Here is a 15,146-nt window from a genome sequence, read left to right as displayed (position 1 = left end):
CCAGTCTAGGCGGCGCATACTCTAGGCAGCATGCGCGAACTCGTGGTCCTCGGCACGGCCTCCCAGGTCCCGACCCGGACCCGCAACCACAACGGGTACCTCCTGCGTTGGGACGGCGAGGGACTCCTGTTCGACCCGGGCGAGGGGACGCAGCGGCAGATGATCCACGCCGGCGTCGCCGGTACGGACGTCACCCGCATCTGCCTCACGCACGTCCACGGCGACCACTGCTACGGCCTCCCGGGCGTGCTCTCGCGCATGGCCCTCGACCGCGTCGAGCACCCCGTCCACCTGCACTACCCCGCGTCCGGCGACCTCATGGTGCGGGCGCTCGTCGCCATCTCGTCGCCCGGCGTCGACCTCCGCCTCGTGCCGCACGATTCTCCGGGCGAGATCGCTCCCGGCCTCGAGGTCCAGCCGCTCAAGCACCGCATCGAGACGTACGGCTACCGGCTGTCCGAGCCGGACGGCCGATCGCTCGTGCCGGAGCGGCTCGCCGCCGCGGGGATCGCGGGGCCCGACGTTGGGCGGCTCCAGCGCGAGGGCCAGCTCGGCGGCGTGCGGCTCGAGGACGTGAGCGTGCCGCGGCGCGGGCAGAGCTTCGCGTTCGTCATGGACACAGCCCAGTGCGAGGGCGCGGAGCAACTCGCGGAGGGGGCGGACCTCCTCGTCGCCGAGAGCACCTTCAGCGACGACGACGGCGCCCTCGCCGAGCAGTACCGGCACCTCACCGCGGGTCAGGCGGGCGAGCTTGCCGGCAAGTCAAGGGCCCGGAACCTCGTCCTCACCCACTTCTCGTCCCGCTATCCCGAGGTGACCGAGCTGGAAGCGCAGGCTCGGCGGAAGGCCGGCTCCGCCGTCGTCCGCGCCGCACAGGACCTGGACCGCTTTGGGTTCCCGAAGCGGCGGGCGGGCAGTGTTGGAGTCTCACCATGATCAGGGACGACGACGGCGCGACTCGCCGCCGTCGTCGTGCGCCACGCCGTGGGGGGCCGCTAGAAGCTGGTGAGTTTCCGACGCTTCGTCCGTGACCTCGTCGCTGCGGCCCACGAGTGGGCCTCCGAGTGAGAGCGTCGCCGCGAGGCCGACGACGAGGAATGCTGCCGCGGACCATGCGGCGTAGCGCGTCCCCTCCGAGAAGGCCGCCTTCGCGTCGACGGCGACGGCAGCCGTGGCAGGGGCCGCGGCGAGCTGGGAGATCGCGGCTCCGGAGCTGTCGACGACGGCGGAGACGAGCCCGTCGCGCTCGGCGGCCGGAATGCCTCGGCTGTCCAACGCACTCGAGAGGAGCCCGGAGGCCGAGGAGAAGAGGACCGTCCCGAGCACCGCGATCCCGAGCGCTGAACCGATCTGCCGCGACGTGCTCTGGGTGCCGGAGGCCTGGCCGCTCGCGCTGACGGGGACGTCGGTCAGGATCACCCCGGTGAGCTGGGCGGTCGCGAGCCCCACCCCAAACCCATAGACGAACAGGAACGGCACGAGGGCGGCCCACGGAGTGTCGGGCCGGATCACGACGCCGAGGCCGGCCACCCCGACGATCTCCGCGCCGAGCCCGACGCGCACCACGACGATAGGCCGCACCCTGCCACTGAAGGCCCCCGCGAGGCCGCTCGCTCCGAAAGAGCCGAGGGCGAGGGCGAGCAGGATGAAGCCAGTGCCGAGGGCGGTGAAGCCGAGCACGTTCTGCAGCCAGATCGGAAGCGCGAGGATGATGCCGAACTCCCCGAGCGAGACGATCATCGCGGCGAGGTTGCCGTTCCGGAACGAGCGGATCCGGAGCAGCTCGATCGCGAACATGCTGCCCAGGCCGCGCTGCTCCCGCGCCAGAGCCCACAGGACGCACGCGAGGATCGCCAGCAGCGCGACCCCGAACGCGAGCGGGATCGGCGAAAGGCTGCCCGGCCACTCCCAGGAGCCGAGCCGCGGCCGGTGGTCCACCGCCCACCACCCGTAGTTCCGGCCCTCGATGAGCGCGAACACGAGCGACGCCGACGCGACGACCGAGAGGACGGCGCCCACCGGATCCAGCCTCCGGCGCGCGTCGTCGCGGGACTCCCGGACCGCCAAGAGCGTCCCCGCGACGATGACGACGCCGAGCGGGATATTGATCCCGAACGCCCACCGCCACGAGTAGGCGCTCGTGAGCCAACCGCCGAGGAGGGGGCCGACGGCGGTCATCCCACCGATCGTCGAGCCCCAGACGGCGAACGCGACGGCGCGCTCGGATCCGGCGAAGCCCGCGTTGATGAGGGACAGGGTCGAGGGCAGCACCATCGCCCCGCCGACCCCCTGGACGAAACGCGCGGCGACGAGGATCTCGCCCGATGGCGCGCTCGCGGCCGCGATCGAGGAGAGAGCGAAGACCGCGACGCCGACGATGAGGATGAGACGGCGCCCGTAGCGGTCCCCGAGGGTCCCGAACACGAGCAGGAGGGCGGCGAAGACGAGCGTGTAGGACTCCTGGACCCACTGGACGCCCGTCGAGTCGATCCCGAGGTCCTTCACGATCGAGGGGATCGCAACGTTCACGATCGTGGAGTCGACGATGATGAGCGAGACGGCGAGGCTGATGACGACGAGGCCCACCCAGCGCCGTCGTCCGCCTTCGGCGGCGTTCACAACGACGCCAAGCCGAGCTGCTGGAGCTGGAGGCGGAGCCAGGGGCTGAACGCGTAGGGGGCGGCGACGACGGCGGCGCGCAGCCGCTCGGGTGTCGTCCACTCCCACTCGCACACCTCGTCGGACGACGGCGCGGGCTCGCCGACCGCCTGAGCGCGGAACACCGGGCAGATCTCGTTCTCGACGAGGCCGGACGCGTCGACCGCGCGGTAGCGGAAGTCCGGGAGGATCGGGGTGAGCGCCTCGATTTCGAGCCCGAGCTCCTCGCGGGCCCTGCGCCGCACGGCGTCCTCGACCGGCTCGCCCGGGGCAGGGTGGCCGCAGAACGAGTTCGTCCAGACGCCCGGCCACGTGGCCTTCGTCAGCGCCCGCCGCGTGACGAGAACCCGGCCCTCACCGTCCTCGACGTGGCACGAGAACGCGAGGTGCAGCGGGGTCTCCGTCCCGTGGACGCTCGCCTTGGGCACGGTCCTGAGGGGCGTGCCGTCGTCGTCCACCAACTGTACGAGGGTGTAGTCGAGTGTCATGCCAGCCCCCTGCTCTCTGCGGCCGCGGTGATCCGCTCGGCCATGCCCTTGAAAACGATGTCGTGGAACGGGACGATCGAGGCCCAGTAGAGCCGCCCCGCGAGGCCTTTCGGCAGGAAGACGGCGCGCTGGAAGTACAGGCTTCCCGAGCCGCGCGGCGAGACCGTCATCTCGAGCCAGGCCCGCCCCGGTACGCGCATCTCGGCCCGCAGCCGGAGCAGGCGCCCGCGATCGAGGGCCTCGACGCGCCACCAGTCGAGCGCGTCGCCGAGCTGGAGCCGCCGCGGGTCGCGCCGCCCCCGCCGCAGGCCCACGCCGCCCGCGAGCTTGTCCATCCGACCCCGCACGGCCCACGCGAGGGGGAACGAGTACCAGCCGTTCTCCCCGCCGATGCTTTCGATGACCTCCCACAGTCGCTCCGGGGGTGCGGACGTGTAGTGCGTCCGGGTGTCCTTGAAGACTGTGCTCCCGGCCCATTCGGGGTCGCTCGGGAGGGGGTCGGAGGGTGCCTCGACCGCCGTCGAGCCGGCCCACGTCGTCTCGACCTCGCCGCGCTTGATCTTCGCGAGCGCGAGCTCGACCGCCCGTTTGTAGCCCGTCAGCCCGCTCTCGGGCTCCGGGATGTGCTCGCTGATGCCCGCATCGCGCACGACGCAGTCGTTCTGGAGCGACTCGATGAGCGGGATCGCGAGGGCCCTCGGGATGGGGGTCACGAGGTTGACCCACTGCGCAGCGAGCCACGGGGTGAGGACGGGCAGCGGCAGAATGAGCGGCGCGCGGATCCCGGCCACGCGCGCGTAGCCCCGCATCATGTCCGCGTACGTGAGGACATCCGGGCCGCCGATGTCGAAGGTCCGGTTCACGTCCTCCGGGAGCTCGGCAGCCTTCTCGAGGTAGTACAGAGCGTCGCGGACCGCGATGGGCTGGACGCGGTTGAGGACCCAGCGCGGCGCTGGCATGACGGGGAGGACGTCGGTGAGATGCCGCACCATTTCGAAGCTGGCCGAGCCGGAGCCGATCACGAGCCCGGCCTGGAGGACCACGGTCGGCACCCCCGATTCGAGGAGGATGCGCCCCACCTCGGACCGGGACTGCAGGTGTCGGCTCAGCCGCTCGCCCGGGTTGAGGCCGCTCAGGTACACGAGGCGCGAGACCCCGGCCTTCGCGGCGGCGCGCGCGAGGGCCTTGGCCCCGGCCTGCTCGGTCCGGGCGAAGTCGCCGCTTCCCTTGGCGCCGCTGTTCGCGCCCATGGAGTGCACCAGGTAGTAGACGACGTCGGCCCCCTCGCACAGCGCCTCGACGGCGCCGCGGTCTTCGAGGCTCCCTTCGACGACGTCGACCTCGTCCCCCCAGGGGACGTCGCGCAGCTTCTTCGGGTTGCGGGCCAAAACGCGGATCCGGTGGCCCGCCTCGAGGAGGCGCGGAACGAGGCGGCCGCCGATGTAGCCGGTGGCGCCGGTGACGGCAATGAGGCGGCTCATGCGTGCTCCATTCTGCGCATTCTCATCCTGCGCATTCTCATCCTGCGCATCCTCATCTTGCCGCGGCCGGCGAGGAGCAGCCCCGCCGCGAGCACGGCCACCGCAGCGGTCCCGGCCGTGAGCGCGGTCGCGGGAAGGACGAGCGGGCCGGCGGCGCGCGCGACGGCGATCCACGCGAGGCCCCACGCGATCGCCAGGAGCGCGGCCCACGCGCCCCGGAAGGCCAGCGCTATCCCGACGAGCGCGCCGAGGCAGAGGACGACGACGGACGTCGGCTCGGCGGGCAGCACGAGACCCGCCCACGCGAGGACGGCGGCCACGTTCGCGATCGTGGCCACGCAGATCCACCCGAGGTACAGGCCGAACGTTCCGTCGCTCACGATAGCCTCGGTTCTCGACTCCGGGGCGTGCGCCCGTGCGACCTCGAAGATCCGGCACAGGACGGCCAGGAGAGCCACCATGACTCCGAGACTAGCGGGGACCGAGCCGAGCTGGACCACCCAGAGCCATGCCGCGTTCAGGAGCATGGATGCGGCGGCCCAGGGGCGGATCGAGGCCTGACGCCGGCTGATGCGCGCGGCGGGCAGCAGTTGCCACACGCCATAGGCGAGGAGGCCCGCGTAGATGACGCTCCAGATCGAGAAGGCGGGAACGCCGGGCGCAACGGGCGTCGCGGTGCTTGAGAAGTAGCCTCCAGCGGCGTCGTTGACGGGGGTTCCGCCGAAGGCGCCGCTCCCGACGGCGGCCAGCACAAGGGCGACGCCAGCCGAAGCGGCGGTCAGCACGGCCGGGAGCACGGCCGAGTGCGGGTGGGTCTCTTGGGCTTTCACGCTGTCCCCTCTAGACAGGCCTAGATTTCTCGATCATCATATTTCTCGATTATCGAGATATCAAGGAGGCGACGATGATCGCAACAGCCACCCAGACAGCTGCGAAGCCGAGGTGGGCAAGCGTGGCGCCGCGCGTCGAGGAGTTGCTCGCGGAATTCTGCGCCTCCGAGCGGGCGGCGGCGCCCAGGGGCCGTGCCCAGGAGCTGTGGTTCCACGTTGCCCGGTCACTCGATGGCGGGAAGCGGGTCCGGCCTCAGCTGGCCTGCGTCGCCTACACGTCATTCGGAGGCGACTCCGCCGAGGCCTGCGCCGCCGTGGGCGCCGCCTTCGAGTTCCTGCATGCGGCGCTTCTCCTGCACGACGACGTCATCGACCGCGACTTCGTGCGCCGAGGCCGCCCCAACGTCGCCGGCATCTACCGGGAACACGGCCTCCGCCGCGGCCTGCCGCCTTCCGAGGCCGAGCACATCGGCGCGTCCGTCGCGCTCATCGCCGGGGACCTGCTCCTCGCCGCGTCGCTCCGTGTGCTCGAGCGGGCGACGACGGTCGCGTCCGTCCGCGACAGCCTCGCCGGAGTCTTCCACCGGGCCATCGCCGATGCCGCGGCGGGCGAACTTGCCGACGTCCTCCTGTCGGGGGGCGCCGGCCTGTCGAGCGGGGACGGCAGCGTCGACGAGGTCCTCGAAATGGAGCGCCTGAAAACCGCCGTCTACTCCTTCGAAGCGCCGCTCCGGGCGGGAGCGATCCTGGCGGGCGCGGCGCGGGAGGAGGTCGACGCCGTCGGACGCGTCGGGACGCTCATCGGCGTCGCCTATCAGGTCATCGACGACGTCCTCGGGACCTTCGGCGACGAACGGCAGACAGGCAAGCCGACGACCTCAGACCTTCGAGAGGGAAAGCTCACGGTCCTGACTGCGTTCGCCCGCGACGAGGCGCTCATCGGCCAGCAGCCCGAACGCGTCCGCGAGATCCTCGACAAGGCGGGGGCGCGGGGTCACGCCCTGAACCTCGCCCACTCCCTCGTCACGGAGGCCCTCGACGAGGCCGCGCGGGCAGACCTGCCCCCGGCCCTCCGTTCCGAGCTCACGCGCATCTGCAACCACGTCCTCCACCGGGAGAGCTGATGTCCTACGCGATTGCCTCCCCGCTCAGCCGCTACACGGCCGCCGCGACGGCGAGCTCCGCCGTCGTCATCCGCCGCTATTCGACCTCCTTCGGGCTCGCGTGCCGGCTCCTCGCCCCGCAGCTGAGGCCGGAGATCGAGAACATCTACGCGCTCGTCCGCCTTGCGGACGAGGTGGTCGACGGCGCGGCGACGGGAGCCGGGCTCGCGGCCCCCGCGGTGCTCGAACAGCTCGACACCCTCGAGGGGGAGACCTACGCCGCGCTCACGCTCGGCTACAGCACGAACCTCGTGGTCCACGCCTTCGTCCAGACGGCCAGACGAGCCGGGATCGGCCGCGACCTCGTCACACCGTTCTTCGCCTCGATGCGGCGCGACTGCGATCCGCACGCCCACTCTGGCGATTCCCTGGGCGAGTACATCTACGGTTCCGCCGAAGTCGTGGGGCTGATGTGCCTGCGCGCCTTCCTCGCCGACGCCGCTTCGACGCCGGCCGAACGCGCGGTCATGGCAGAGTCCGCCCGCCGCCTCGGGGCCGCGTTCCAGAAGGTCAACTTCCTGCGGGACCTCGGCCAGGACGCCGCGCAGCTGGGACGCCAGTACTTCCCTGGGGTAGACCCGGGGCACCTGCACGAGCTGCAGAAGGCGGCCCTTGTCGCGGACCTGAGGGCAGATCTTGCGGCCTCGCTTCCCGGGGTTCGCCTGCTCCCCGATTCGTCGCGGCGAGCCGTCGCGCTCGCCCACGCGATCTTCTCCGAGCTCGCCGACCGGATCGACGCCTGCCCAGCCGAGCTGCTCCCGACGACGCGCGTGAGCGTTCCGACGGCCACCAAGGCACGCCTCGCAGCCGCGGCGCTGCTCGGCAGGGTGCCGGGGAGGGCGGCATGACGCGGCCCGCCGGACGGTCCGGGAAGGCGCGCACCGTCGTCGTCATCGGCGGGGGCATCGCGGGGCTCGCGACGGCCGCCCTGCTCGCCAGGGACGGCCACGCTGTTCACCTGCTCGAGCAGCAGGATTCCCTCGGTGGGCGTGCGGGCCGGTGGGAGGCGGGAGGTTTCCGGTTCGATACCGGGCCCTCCTGGTACCTCATGCCCGAGGTCATCGACCACTGGTTCCGCCTCATGGGCACGAGCGCGGCCGCCGAACTCGACCTCGTGCGCTTGGATCCGGGGTACCGGACGTTCTTCGAGGGCGAGGCAAGCCCGGTGGACGTTCCCGCGAGCCGTGAGGGCGCCGTCGCACTCTTCGAGTCTCTCGACCCAGGCTCGGGTGCTCGGCTCGCGCAATATCTCGACGAGGCGGAGGACGCCTATCGCGTCGCCACCCAACGCTTCCTCTACGACGACTTCTCCTCGCTCCGGGGCCTCGCGAGTCCTGACATCCTCCGCCGGCTGCCCCGGCTCGCCGCTCTCCTCACCCAGACGCTCGACGGACGCATCGCGCGCCGGTTCCGCGACCCGCGGGAGCGGCAGATCCTCGGCTATCCCGCGGTCTTCCTGGGCACGACGCCGTTCCGCGCCCCCGCGTTGTACCAGCTCATGAGCCACCTCGACCTCGGGCAAGGCGTCCTGTATCCAAGGGGCGGCTTTGCGGCGCTCGTGGACGCGATGGAGCGGCTCGCGCGCGGGGCCGGCGTCGACGTCTGCCTCGGGGCGCGGGCCCGGCGGATCGTCACGGGGGAGTTTGCGGGCGGAGTCCGGGTCGCGGGCGTCGAATGGACGGACGACGGCGGGCGCGGGCGTCGTCTGGACGCTGACGTCGTGGTGGGGGCGGCCGACCTCCACCACCTCGAGACTGAGCTCCTTCCGGCCGCTCTCCGCTCGCACTCGGAGGAGGCGTGGTCGCGCCGCGACCCCGGGCCGGCCGCGGTCCTCGCGTGCCTCGGCATCCGCGGCCGGCTGCCTGAGCTTGCCCATCACAACCTGTTCTTCGTGAGGGACTGGCGGGACAACTTCCGCCGCATCACCGCCGGCCTGCACCTCGCGGAGGCGACCTCGCTCTACGTGTCGCGGACGAGCGCAACCGATCCGCACGCGGCCCCGGCCGGAGACGAGAGCCTGTTCGTCCTCGTGCCCGCGCCCGCGAAGCCCGAGTGGGGGCGCGGGGGCGTGGACGGTTCCGGCTCCCCAGCCGTGGAGGCCGTCGGGGACGCCGCGATCCGACAAGTGTCCGAGTGGGCCCGCATTCCCGACCTCGCTCGTCGCGTGGTGGTTCGGCGGACCATTGGCCCTGCAGACTTCGCGGCCGATTTCAACGCCTGGCGCGGCGGCGCCCTCGGACTCGCCCACACCCTCGGGCAGAGCGCGATGTTCCGGCCGGCAAACGCGAGCCGGACCGTCTCGGGGCTGCTCTATGCCGGTGCGTCCGTGCGGCCCGGGATCGGCGTCCCGATGTGCCTCATCAGTGCCGAGCTCGTCCTGAAGCGGGTCCGGGGAGACCGCCTGCCGGGGCCTGCGGGTCTCGTGGAGGCCAAGTCGCTGGAGGTGCCATGGCCTACCTGAGCTGCCTGCTGGTCGGGGCCGCCTGCCTTGCCGTCCTCGACCGCCGCTTCCGACTCTTCCTCTGGCGCGCCCCACGCGCGGGCGCCCTCGTGCTCGCGGCCGGTGTCGTCTTCTTCCTCGCGTGGGACGCTGCCGGAATCGCCGCGGGCGTCTTCGAGCACGCTCCCTCGCCCCTCGCGACCGGCGTCATGCTCGCGCCCGAACTCCCCCTCGAGGAACCCTTCTTCCTCGCGTTCTTCTGCTACGCGACCATGCTGCTGTTCACGGGGGCCGAGCGCGTCCTGCCGGGAAGGCGGGGCTCGTGACGTACCCTCTCGTCGACGTCGTCTTCCTCGCGCTCGCGTTGCTCGCGCTCGCCGCGATGCTCAGGGCCGGGAAGTTTCGGGTACAGAAACTCCAGGCGACCCACCCCCTCCGGCGCAGACCCTTCTGGCGCCCCCTGCTCGCCGCCGGCGCCGCCCTCATGGTGCTCACGGCGGTCTTCGACAGCGTCATGATCGCCGTCGGACTCTTCGGCTATCGGTCTGGGACGTTCAGCGGGGTCCTCGTCGGTCTCGCGCCGATCGAGGATTTCGCGTACCCGCTCGCGGCCGCCGTCGTGCTCCCGGCGCTCTGGCGCTGGCTCAGAAAGGAGGTCGGATGACTCTCGCCCTGCCCGCACCGCGCGGCCTGATCGCCGCCGTCGTGGTCTCGTCCCGCCCGCTCTCGTGGGTCAACACGGCGTATCCCTTCGCGGCCGCCTACTTCCTCTCGAGCCGGAGCCTCGACTGGCGCCTGCTCGTGGGGACGGTGTTCTTCCTCGTACCGTACAACGCGGCGATGTACGGCACCAACGACGTCTTCGACTACGAGTCAGATCTCCGGAACCCCCGCAAGGGCGGCGCCGAGGGCGGCGTGCTCGACCCGTCGCTGCACCTCGCCACGCTCTGGCTCGTGTGGGGATCGTGCGTGCCGTTCGTTGCTCTGCTGGTGCTCGGCGGGTCGCCGGGCAGTTGGGCGGCGCTCGCGCTCTCGCTCTTCGCCGTCGCCGCCTACAGCGTGCCCGTGCTCCGGTTCAAGGAGCGGCCGGTCCTGGATTCGCTCACGTCGAGTACGCACTTCGTCTCGCCCGCCGTATACGGGCTCGCCCTCGCGGGGGCCCGGCCCTCGTCCGGCGTGCTCGCGGCCCTCGGTGCGTTCTTCGCGTGGGGCGTTGCGAGCCATGCCTTTGGCGCGGTGCAGGACATCGTTCCCGACCGCGAGGCCCGCATCGCCTCGGTCGCGACCCTGTTCGGCGCCCGCGCGACGGTGCGTTTCGCCGTCGTCTGCTACCTTGCGGCAGGCGCGCTTCTGCTGCTCGGCTCGGAAGGGCTGGGCAGATGGGCCGGCCTGCTTGTGCTCCCCTACGCCGCGAACGCGGCTCCGTTCCTGAAGGTGAGTGACGCGGAATCCGGCCGCGCTCGTGCTGGATGGCGCCGCTTCCTCTGGCTCAACTACCTGACAGGATTCCTCGTGACTCTCGTCCTCATCGCGATCGGGCTGGGCCTATGAGCTCACCTTCCGTGGTCTGGTTCCGCGACGACCTGCGGACCGCCGACAACCCGGCGCTCCATGCCGCGATGGACGCCGGGCCCACGTTCGCGCTCTACGTGCTCGACGAGGAGTCCCCGGGCATCCGTCCGCTGGGCGGAGCCGCCCGCTGGTGGCTCCACTACGCGCTCGTGGCCCTCCGGGAGGAGCTCGGCCGGATCGGCGTGCCGCTGGTCTTGCGACGCGGGCCCGCGGCCGCCGTCGTCCCCGCCGTCGCAGCGGAAGCCGGGGCCGGGGGACTCTTCTGGAACCGCCGCTACGGGGCAGGGGAGCGGCGCGCCGACGCGGCAGTGAAGCAGATTGCCCGCTCTTCGGGACGGCGGGCCGAGAGCCATCAGGCCTCGCTCCTGCACGAGCCGTGGGAACTCACCACGCGCCAAGGTGGACCCTACAAAGTCTTCACGCCATTCTGGAAGGAGCTCAGCTCCCGCGAATTCCGTCACCCCCTGCCCGCTCCCGAGGGGCAGCGGGCGCCGGAGGAGACTCCCCGGGGAGACAGTCTCGAGCAGTGGGGCCTTCTCCCCGGGGACCCTGACTGGTCTGGCCCCCTCACCGAGGCGTGGACCCCGGGGCCGCACGCCGCGCATGAGCTGCTCGAGGAGTTCGCGGACGCCGCCCTGACCGACTACTCGGAGGACCGCGAGCGGCCGGGACTGGCCGGGACGAGCCGCCTCTCGCCGTATCTGCGCTGGGGCCATGTGAGCCCGTTCGAGGTGTGGCACGCGATCGGACGACGGCGCCGCGAGGCTCCCGAGGGCAGCGCAGCCTTCGCGTCGGAGCTGGGCTGGCGTGAGTTCGCTTGGCACCAGCTCTACCACCATCCGGATCTTGCGACCGTCAACCTGCGGCGGGAATTCGACGCGTACCCGTGGTGGTCGGCGGGCGACGGCGGGTCGATGGGCGACGGCGGGGAGCAAGCCGCGCTCCTGGCGCGCTGGCGGCGCGGGACGACTGGCTTGCCCCTCGTGGACGCAGGCCAGCGCGAGCTCTGGGCGACGGGATGGATGCACAACCGCGTTCGCATGGTCTCGGCGAGCCTGCTCGTGAAGAACCTCGGCATCGACTGGAGGCTGGGCGAGCAGTGGTTCTGGGACACGCTCGTCGACGCCGATCCGGCATCCAATCCGTTCAACTGGCAGTGGGCGGCGGGCTGCGGAGCGGACGCCTCGCCGTTCTTCCGGATCTTCAACCCGCTCACCCAGGAGAAGGTGCACGATCCGGACGGGACGTATACGCGGCGCTGGATCCCCGAGCTCGGAACGCCGGAGTACCCGGAGGCGTGCGTGGACCTCAAGAAGTCGCGCGCAGCCGCGCTCGAGGCCTTCCGGTCCCTGCCTCGGAACGGTTCATCGAGTGGGCGGCCCTAGAATGTTCGGCGTGCCAGACGAGCCGCGCCCCGACCCCGAGAACCGCGATGCATTGCGCTCATCGCCGGGTTTCGAGCTGCTGTTCCTGCTCCAGAAGTTCACGACCGAGGCCGAACGCTACTCCGAGGTGGTGCGGCGCCAGCACGGCCTCGCACGCAACGACATCCACGCCATCAATGCCGTGGTGGAAGCGGAGCGGGCCGGTGCCGTCGCGACGCCGGGCGAGCTCCGGGAGCGGCTGGTCCTGAGCTCGGCCGCGATGACCGCGGTGCTCGACAGGCTCGAGGCCTCGGGCCACCTCGAACGGCGGCACAGTGCGGAGGACCGACGGCAGGTGCTGCTCGCGGCGACCCCGAGCGCGCGCGAGACGGGCCGAGAGATGTTCGACCCCATGGTCCAGCACATGCTCCCGATCCTCTCCGAGTACACGCCCGAGCAGATCGCCCTCGTGACGGGCATGATCCGGCAGCTGACCGTGGCGATCGCGGAGGCGAGGGAGGGCCTCGCCCGCGCCGAGAGGGACGCCTAGCCGATTGAAGTGGCCCGAGCGGGGGATTAGCGTTTCGATCACCATGGGCTGGACCGAGTCTCTCCGCGGGTACTTCGGGCTCCCCGGGGCGCGCGGCGTCACAGGGGCCCTGACTGAACTTGTGCTCTGGTGGGCTGGCGGCACGCTCTTCTGGCTCGCCACCGCCTCGACCCTGACCGTCATCGAAACCCTGGTCGCCGCGGCCGTTGCGTTGGCTGCGGCTGTTCTGGCCCGCCTTGCGAGGCGGGCCATCCCGTTCGCCGCGAGGCCTCGACTCGCGTGGCTCCGCTGGGCGGCGCTCGTGCCGGTCTCCGCTGTCGCCGATGCGGTGCGGCTCGTGCCCTGGCTCAGGGGGAGGCAGCCCGAGGACCTTGTCGAGGAGCACCTGCCCGGCTCGACCGGCGAGGCCGAGACCGGCCTGCGCGCCGGCGGAATCGTGGCGCTGTCCGCGACGCCGGGCACCGTCGTCGTCGATAGCGACACGCGCACGGGGACCATCCGCATGCATTCGCTGGTGAACGGCTGGCCGCACCTCGACGAGGTCGTGGCCGGCAGTGCTGATTCTGCCCACCGCCGATCGGAGCATGAGTGAGCGACCAGACGCTGTGGACCGCCGTCACCCTCGCGCTCCTCGTGGCCGGCGTCGCCCCTGCCGTGTATCTCGCGGCCCGCGGAAGCAATGTCCAGCGCCTGATCGGCCTCCAACTCCTCAGCGCCTCGGGAAGCCTCGTGCTCATCGGCCTCTCGGCGATCGTCAACCAGTCCTCGTACCTCATCGTCCCGCTCGTGCTCGCCGTCCTCGGAGCCACGGGAACCCTTGTCTACACGCGCCTTCTGACGCCGCGCATCGACTCGGAGGAGGACGCCAGGTGACCGTCGTGGAAGCCGTCTTCGCGGTCCTCGCCGTCCTCGTCGTCGCCTACGCGAGTGTCGGCGCCCTGATGGCGCGCTCGCCGCTCGCCAAGCTCCACTTCCTTGCCCCGGTCACGACCATCGCCGTGCCCCTCTTCGGGGTCGCCGCCGTGATCTTCTTCGGGATCGGCCTGGGCGGTGCGGCCGTGGCGGTCGTCGCGCTCGTCGTCGCCTTCAGCGGGCCTTCGCTGACGACGGCGATCGGCCGGGCGCTCGCCGCCGAGCAGGGGATCGATGTGGGGGAGTCGCCCGAATGAGCTCCGACTTCCTCACGAACGCCCTCATCGCGGTGAGCCTCACCCTCGTCCTGGTGGGGGCCGCCGTCGTCGTATTCACGCGCCAGCCGTCGAAGCAGGCCGTCGTGCTGTCCGTGTACGGGATCCTGCTGAGCATCTTCTTCGTGACGCTGCAGGCGCCGGACGTGGCGCTGAGCCAGGTGGCGATCGGAACGGCCGTCGTGCCGCTCATCGTGGTCCTCTCGATCAGGAAGATCGCGAGCATTCGGGACGAGGCCAAGAGTGAGGCGCCGAGCCGGCGCCAAGAGGGGGAGCAGCCATGAGCCGCCGAGCCCGCCTCACCCTCCTGTGGATCGGCCTAGCCGCCTTCGGCCTGGCGATGGCAGCTGCCTTCACGGGCATTCCCGAATTCGGCGGGACGTTCCACCCCTATCGCGACCTCGCCGTCGTCGCGACCTTCGCGCGCGCAACCGCGAACGGCGTCTCGAGTATCAACTTCGACCAGCGCGGCTTCGACACGTTCGGGGAGGAGACGATCCTGTTCTGCGCGGTGGTCGGCGTCGCGACGCTGCTCCGGCCAGTGCATCGGGAGCGGCGCCGCGACGTCGGAGGCGGGGGCAAAGTCCTAGAATCCACGAGCCTCCTCGTCTACGTCCTGTTCCCGCTGACACTCGTCCTCGCGGCCGACGTCGTTGCGCACGGCGCGATCACCCCGGGGGGCGGGTTCCAGGGCGGGGTGGTCCTCTCGACCGGCATCCACCTCCTCTACGTCGGCGGCCGGTTCACCCTGCTCCGCCGCCTCCGGCCGCTCGAGTGGTTCGAGCAGGGGGAGGCACTCGGCGTCGTCCTCTTCGGCGCGCTCGGCCTCGCGGGGGCCGCCCTCGGCAGCGCCCTGTTCGCCAACTTCGCCCCCCAGGGACAGCTGAGCGACTTCATCTCGGCGGGCACGGTTCCGCTCTTCAACATCGCGGTGGGCATGACGGTGTGCAGCAGCGTCGTCATCCTGCTCGCGGGATTCCTCGACCAGGCACTCGCCATCCGTTCCGACCCGGGAACCCGCGGCGATCCGCCGGACGCCGACGCGAAGGAGGAGTCCGCCTCATGAGCTACTACGCCTACGTGGTCGCAGCCGCGGTCATGGCCCTTGGGCTGATCGGGATGGCGACGAGCCGGAATCTGGTCCACACCGTCGTGTGCCTCTCGGTCGCGCAGTCGAGCACGTACATCCTGCTCATCGCCGTCGGCTTCCAGTACGGCGGAGTCGCGCCGATCTTCGGGAACCAGGTCACGCAGCAGACTCCGGTCGTGGACCCGGTCGTGCAGGCCCTCACGCTCACCGACGTCGTGGTCTCGGCCGCGGTCACGTCCATGCTGCTCGCGCTCGTGATCCAGATGGCCAAACGCCGAAAGGCCGTGGATCCGGACAACCTCGGCGGCCTGGAGGGCTGAACC

At 71.3% G+C, this 15,146-nt stretch carries 19 protein-coding genes; 15 read left to right on the top strand and 4 right to left on the bottom strand.

The genetic code is table 11. The features are described from left to right. Nucleotides 1–30: 30 nt before the first annotated feature. Nucleotides 31–936, top strand: a complete 906-nt coding sequence (locus L0M17_RS20465) for a ribonuclease Z (protein WP_241056204.1) — start codon at nt 31–33, stop codon at nt 934–936. Here L0M17_RS20465 and L0M17_RS20460 read toward each other — a convergent pair whose 3' ends face one another. The 4 genes from L0M17_RS20460 to L0M17_RS20445 are packed head-to-tail and all read right to left on the bottom strand — an operon-like array spanning nt 937 to nt 5,457. Beyond that, on the bottom strand, nt 937–2,619 hold the full coding sequence (locus tag L0M17_RS20460; RefSeq protein ID WP_241056203.1) for a DHA2 family efflux MFS transporter permease subunit: 1,683 nt from the start codon (nt 2,617–2,619) through the stop codon (nt 937–939). Continuing rightward, nucleotides 2,616–3,146: an isopentenyl-diphosphate Delta-isomerase gene (gene idi / locus L0M17_RS20455; protein WP_241056202.1), complete on the bottom strand. Its 531-nt coding sequence runs from the start codon at nt 3,144–3,146 to the stop codon at nt 2,616–2,618. The genes L0M17_RS20460 and idi overlap by 4 nt, the downstream gene beginning before the upstream one ends. Continuing rightward, nucleotides 3,143–4,627 carry an SDR family oxidoreductase gene (locus L0M17_RS20450; RefSeq protein ID WP_241056201.1) on the bottom strand — a complete coding sequence of 495 codons (1,485 nt, stop codon included), beginning with the start codon at nt 4,625–4,627 and terminating at the stop codon, nt 3,143–3,145. Before L0M17_RS20450 ends, idi begins: the two co-directional genes overlap by 4 nt. Further along, a complete protein-coding gene (locus L0M17_RS20445) occupies nt 4,624–5,457 on the bottom strand; it encodes a TspO-related membrane protein (RefSeq protein WP_241056200.1) in 834 nt (277 codons plus the stop codon). The genes L0M17_RS20450 and L0M17_RS20445 overlap by 4 nt, the downstream gene beginning before the upstream one ends. Before the next feature lie 74 nt (nt 5,458–5,531). Between L0M17_RS20445 and L0M17_RS20440 the strand changes: the two genes are divergently transcribed. The 14 genes from L0M17_RS20440 to L0M17_RS20375 are packed head-to-tail and all read left to right on the top strand — an operon-like array spanning nt 5,532 to nt 15,143. After that, nucleotides 5,532–6,581: a polyprenyl synthetase family protein gene (locus tag L0M17_RS20440; protein WP_241056199.1), complete on the top strand. Its 1,050-nt coding sequence runs from the start codon at nt 5,532–5,534 to the stop codon at nt 6,579–6,581. Continuing rightward, a complete protein-coding gene (locus tag L0M17_RS20435) occupies nt 6,581–7,468 on the top strand; it encodes a phytoene/squalene synthase family protein (RefSeq protein WP_241056198.1) in 888 nt (295 codons plus the stop codon). The genes L0M17_RS20440 and L0M17_RS20435 overlap by 1 nt, the downstream gene beginning before the upstream one ends. Further along, the gene (crtI, locus tag L0M17_RS20430; RefSeq protein WP_241056197.1) at nt 7,465–9,081 is read left to right on the top strand and encodes a phytoene desaturase family protein; all 1,617 of its coding nucleotides are present in this window, start codon (nt 7,465–7,467) and stop codon (nt 9,079–9,081) included. Before L0M17_RS20435 ends, crtI begins: the two co-directional genes overlap by 4 nt. Further along, nucleotides 9,069–9,386 (top strand): lycopene cyclase domain-containing protein, encoded by a 318-nt coding sequence (locus tag L0M17_RS20425; RefSeq protein ID WP_241056196.1) that lies wholly within the window; start codon nt 9,069–9,071, stop codon nt 9,384–9,386. The genes crtI and L0M17_RS20425 overlap by 13 nt, the downstream gene beginning before the upstream one ends. Then, nucleotides 9,383–9,724: a lycopene cyclase domain-containing protein gene (locus L0M17_RS20420; RefSeq protein ID WP_241056195.1), complete on the top strand. Its 342-nt coding sequence runs from the start codon at nt 9,383–9,385 to the stop codon at nt 9,722–9,724. The genes L0M17_RS20425 and L0M17_RS20420 overlap by 4 nt, the downstream gene beginning before the upstream one ends. Next, nucleotides 9,721–10,611, top strand: a complete 891-nt coding sequence (locus tag L0M17_RS20415) for a prenyltransferase (protein ID WP_241056194.1) — start codon at nt 9,721–9,723, stop codon at nt 10,609–10,611. The genes L0M17_RS20420 and L0M17_RS20415 overlap by 4 nt, the downstream gene beginning before the upstream one ends. Beyond that, nucleotides 10,608–12,017: a cryptochrome/photolyase family protein gene (locus tag L0M17_RS20410; RefSeq protein WP_241056193.1), complete on the top strand. Its 1,410-nt coding sequence runs from the start codon at nt 10,608–10,610 to the stop codon at nt 12,015–12,017. The genes L0M17_RS20415 and L0M17_RS20410 overlap by 4 nt, the downstream gene beginning before the upstream one ends. Before the next feature lie 10 nt (nt 12,018–12,027). After that, nucleotides 12,028–12,546, top strand: a complete 519-nt coding sequence (locus L0M17_RS20405) for a MarR family winged helix-turn-helix transcriptional regulator (RefSeq protein ID WP_241056192.1) — start codon at nt 12,028–12,030, stop codon at nt 12,544–12,546. A 43-nt stretch (nt 12,547–12,589) separates the two neighbouring features. Continuing rightward, on the top strand, nt 12,590–13,138 hold the full coding sequence (locus L0M17_RS20400) for a hypothetical protein (protein WP_241056191.1): 549 nt from the start codon (nt 12,590–12,592) through the stop codon (nt 13,136–13,138). Continuing rightward, nucleotides 13,135–13,419, top strand: coding sequence for a monovalent cation/H+ antiporter complex subunit F (locus L0M17_RS22800; RefSeq protein ID WP_241056190.1), 285 nt, complete (start codon nt 13,135–13,137; stop codon nt 13,417–13,419). Before L0M17_RS20400 ends, L0M17_RS22800 begins: the two co-directional genes overlap by 4 nt. Next, entirely contained in the window at nt 13,416–13,715 is a 300-nt protein-coding gene (locus L0M17_RS20390; protein WP_241056189.1) for a hypothetical protein, read from the top strand. Before L0M17_RS22800 ends, L0M17_RS20390 begins: the two co-directional genes overlap by 4 nt. After that, entirely contained in the window at nt 13,712–14,017 is a 306-nt protein-coding gene (locus L0M17_RS20385; RefSeq protein ID WP_241056188.1) for a DUF4040 domain-containing protein, read from the top strand. Before L0M17_RS20390 ends, L0M17_RS20385 begins: the two co-directional genes overlap by 4 nt. Then, complete coding sequence (locus L0M17_RS20380; RefSeq protein WP_241056187.1) at nt 14,014–14,799, top strand: MnhB domain-containing protein; 786 nt, start codon at nt 14,014–14,016, stop codon at nt 14,797–14,799. Before L0M17_RS20385 ends, L0M17_RS20380 begins: the two co-directional genes overlap by 4 nt. Continuing rightward, nucleotides 14,796–15,143, top strand: a complete 348-nt coding sequence (locus L0M17_RS20375) for a sodium:proton antiporter (protein ID WP_241056186.1) — start codon at nt 14,796–14,798, stop codon at nt 15,141–15,143. The genes L0M17_RS20380 and L0M17_RS20375 overlap by 4 nt, the downstream gene beginning before the upstream one ends. The last annotated feature ends 3 nt before the right edge of the window (nt 15,144–15,146 follow it).

Origin of the sequence: Sinomonas terrae (genome assembly GCF_022539255.1) — a bacterium.
Taxonomy (GTDB): domain Bacteria; phylum Actinomycetota; class Actinomycetes; order Actinomycetales; family Micrococcaceae; genus Sinomonas; species Sinomonas terrae.
This window is presented reverse-complemented; position numbering and strand designations above follow the sequence as displayed.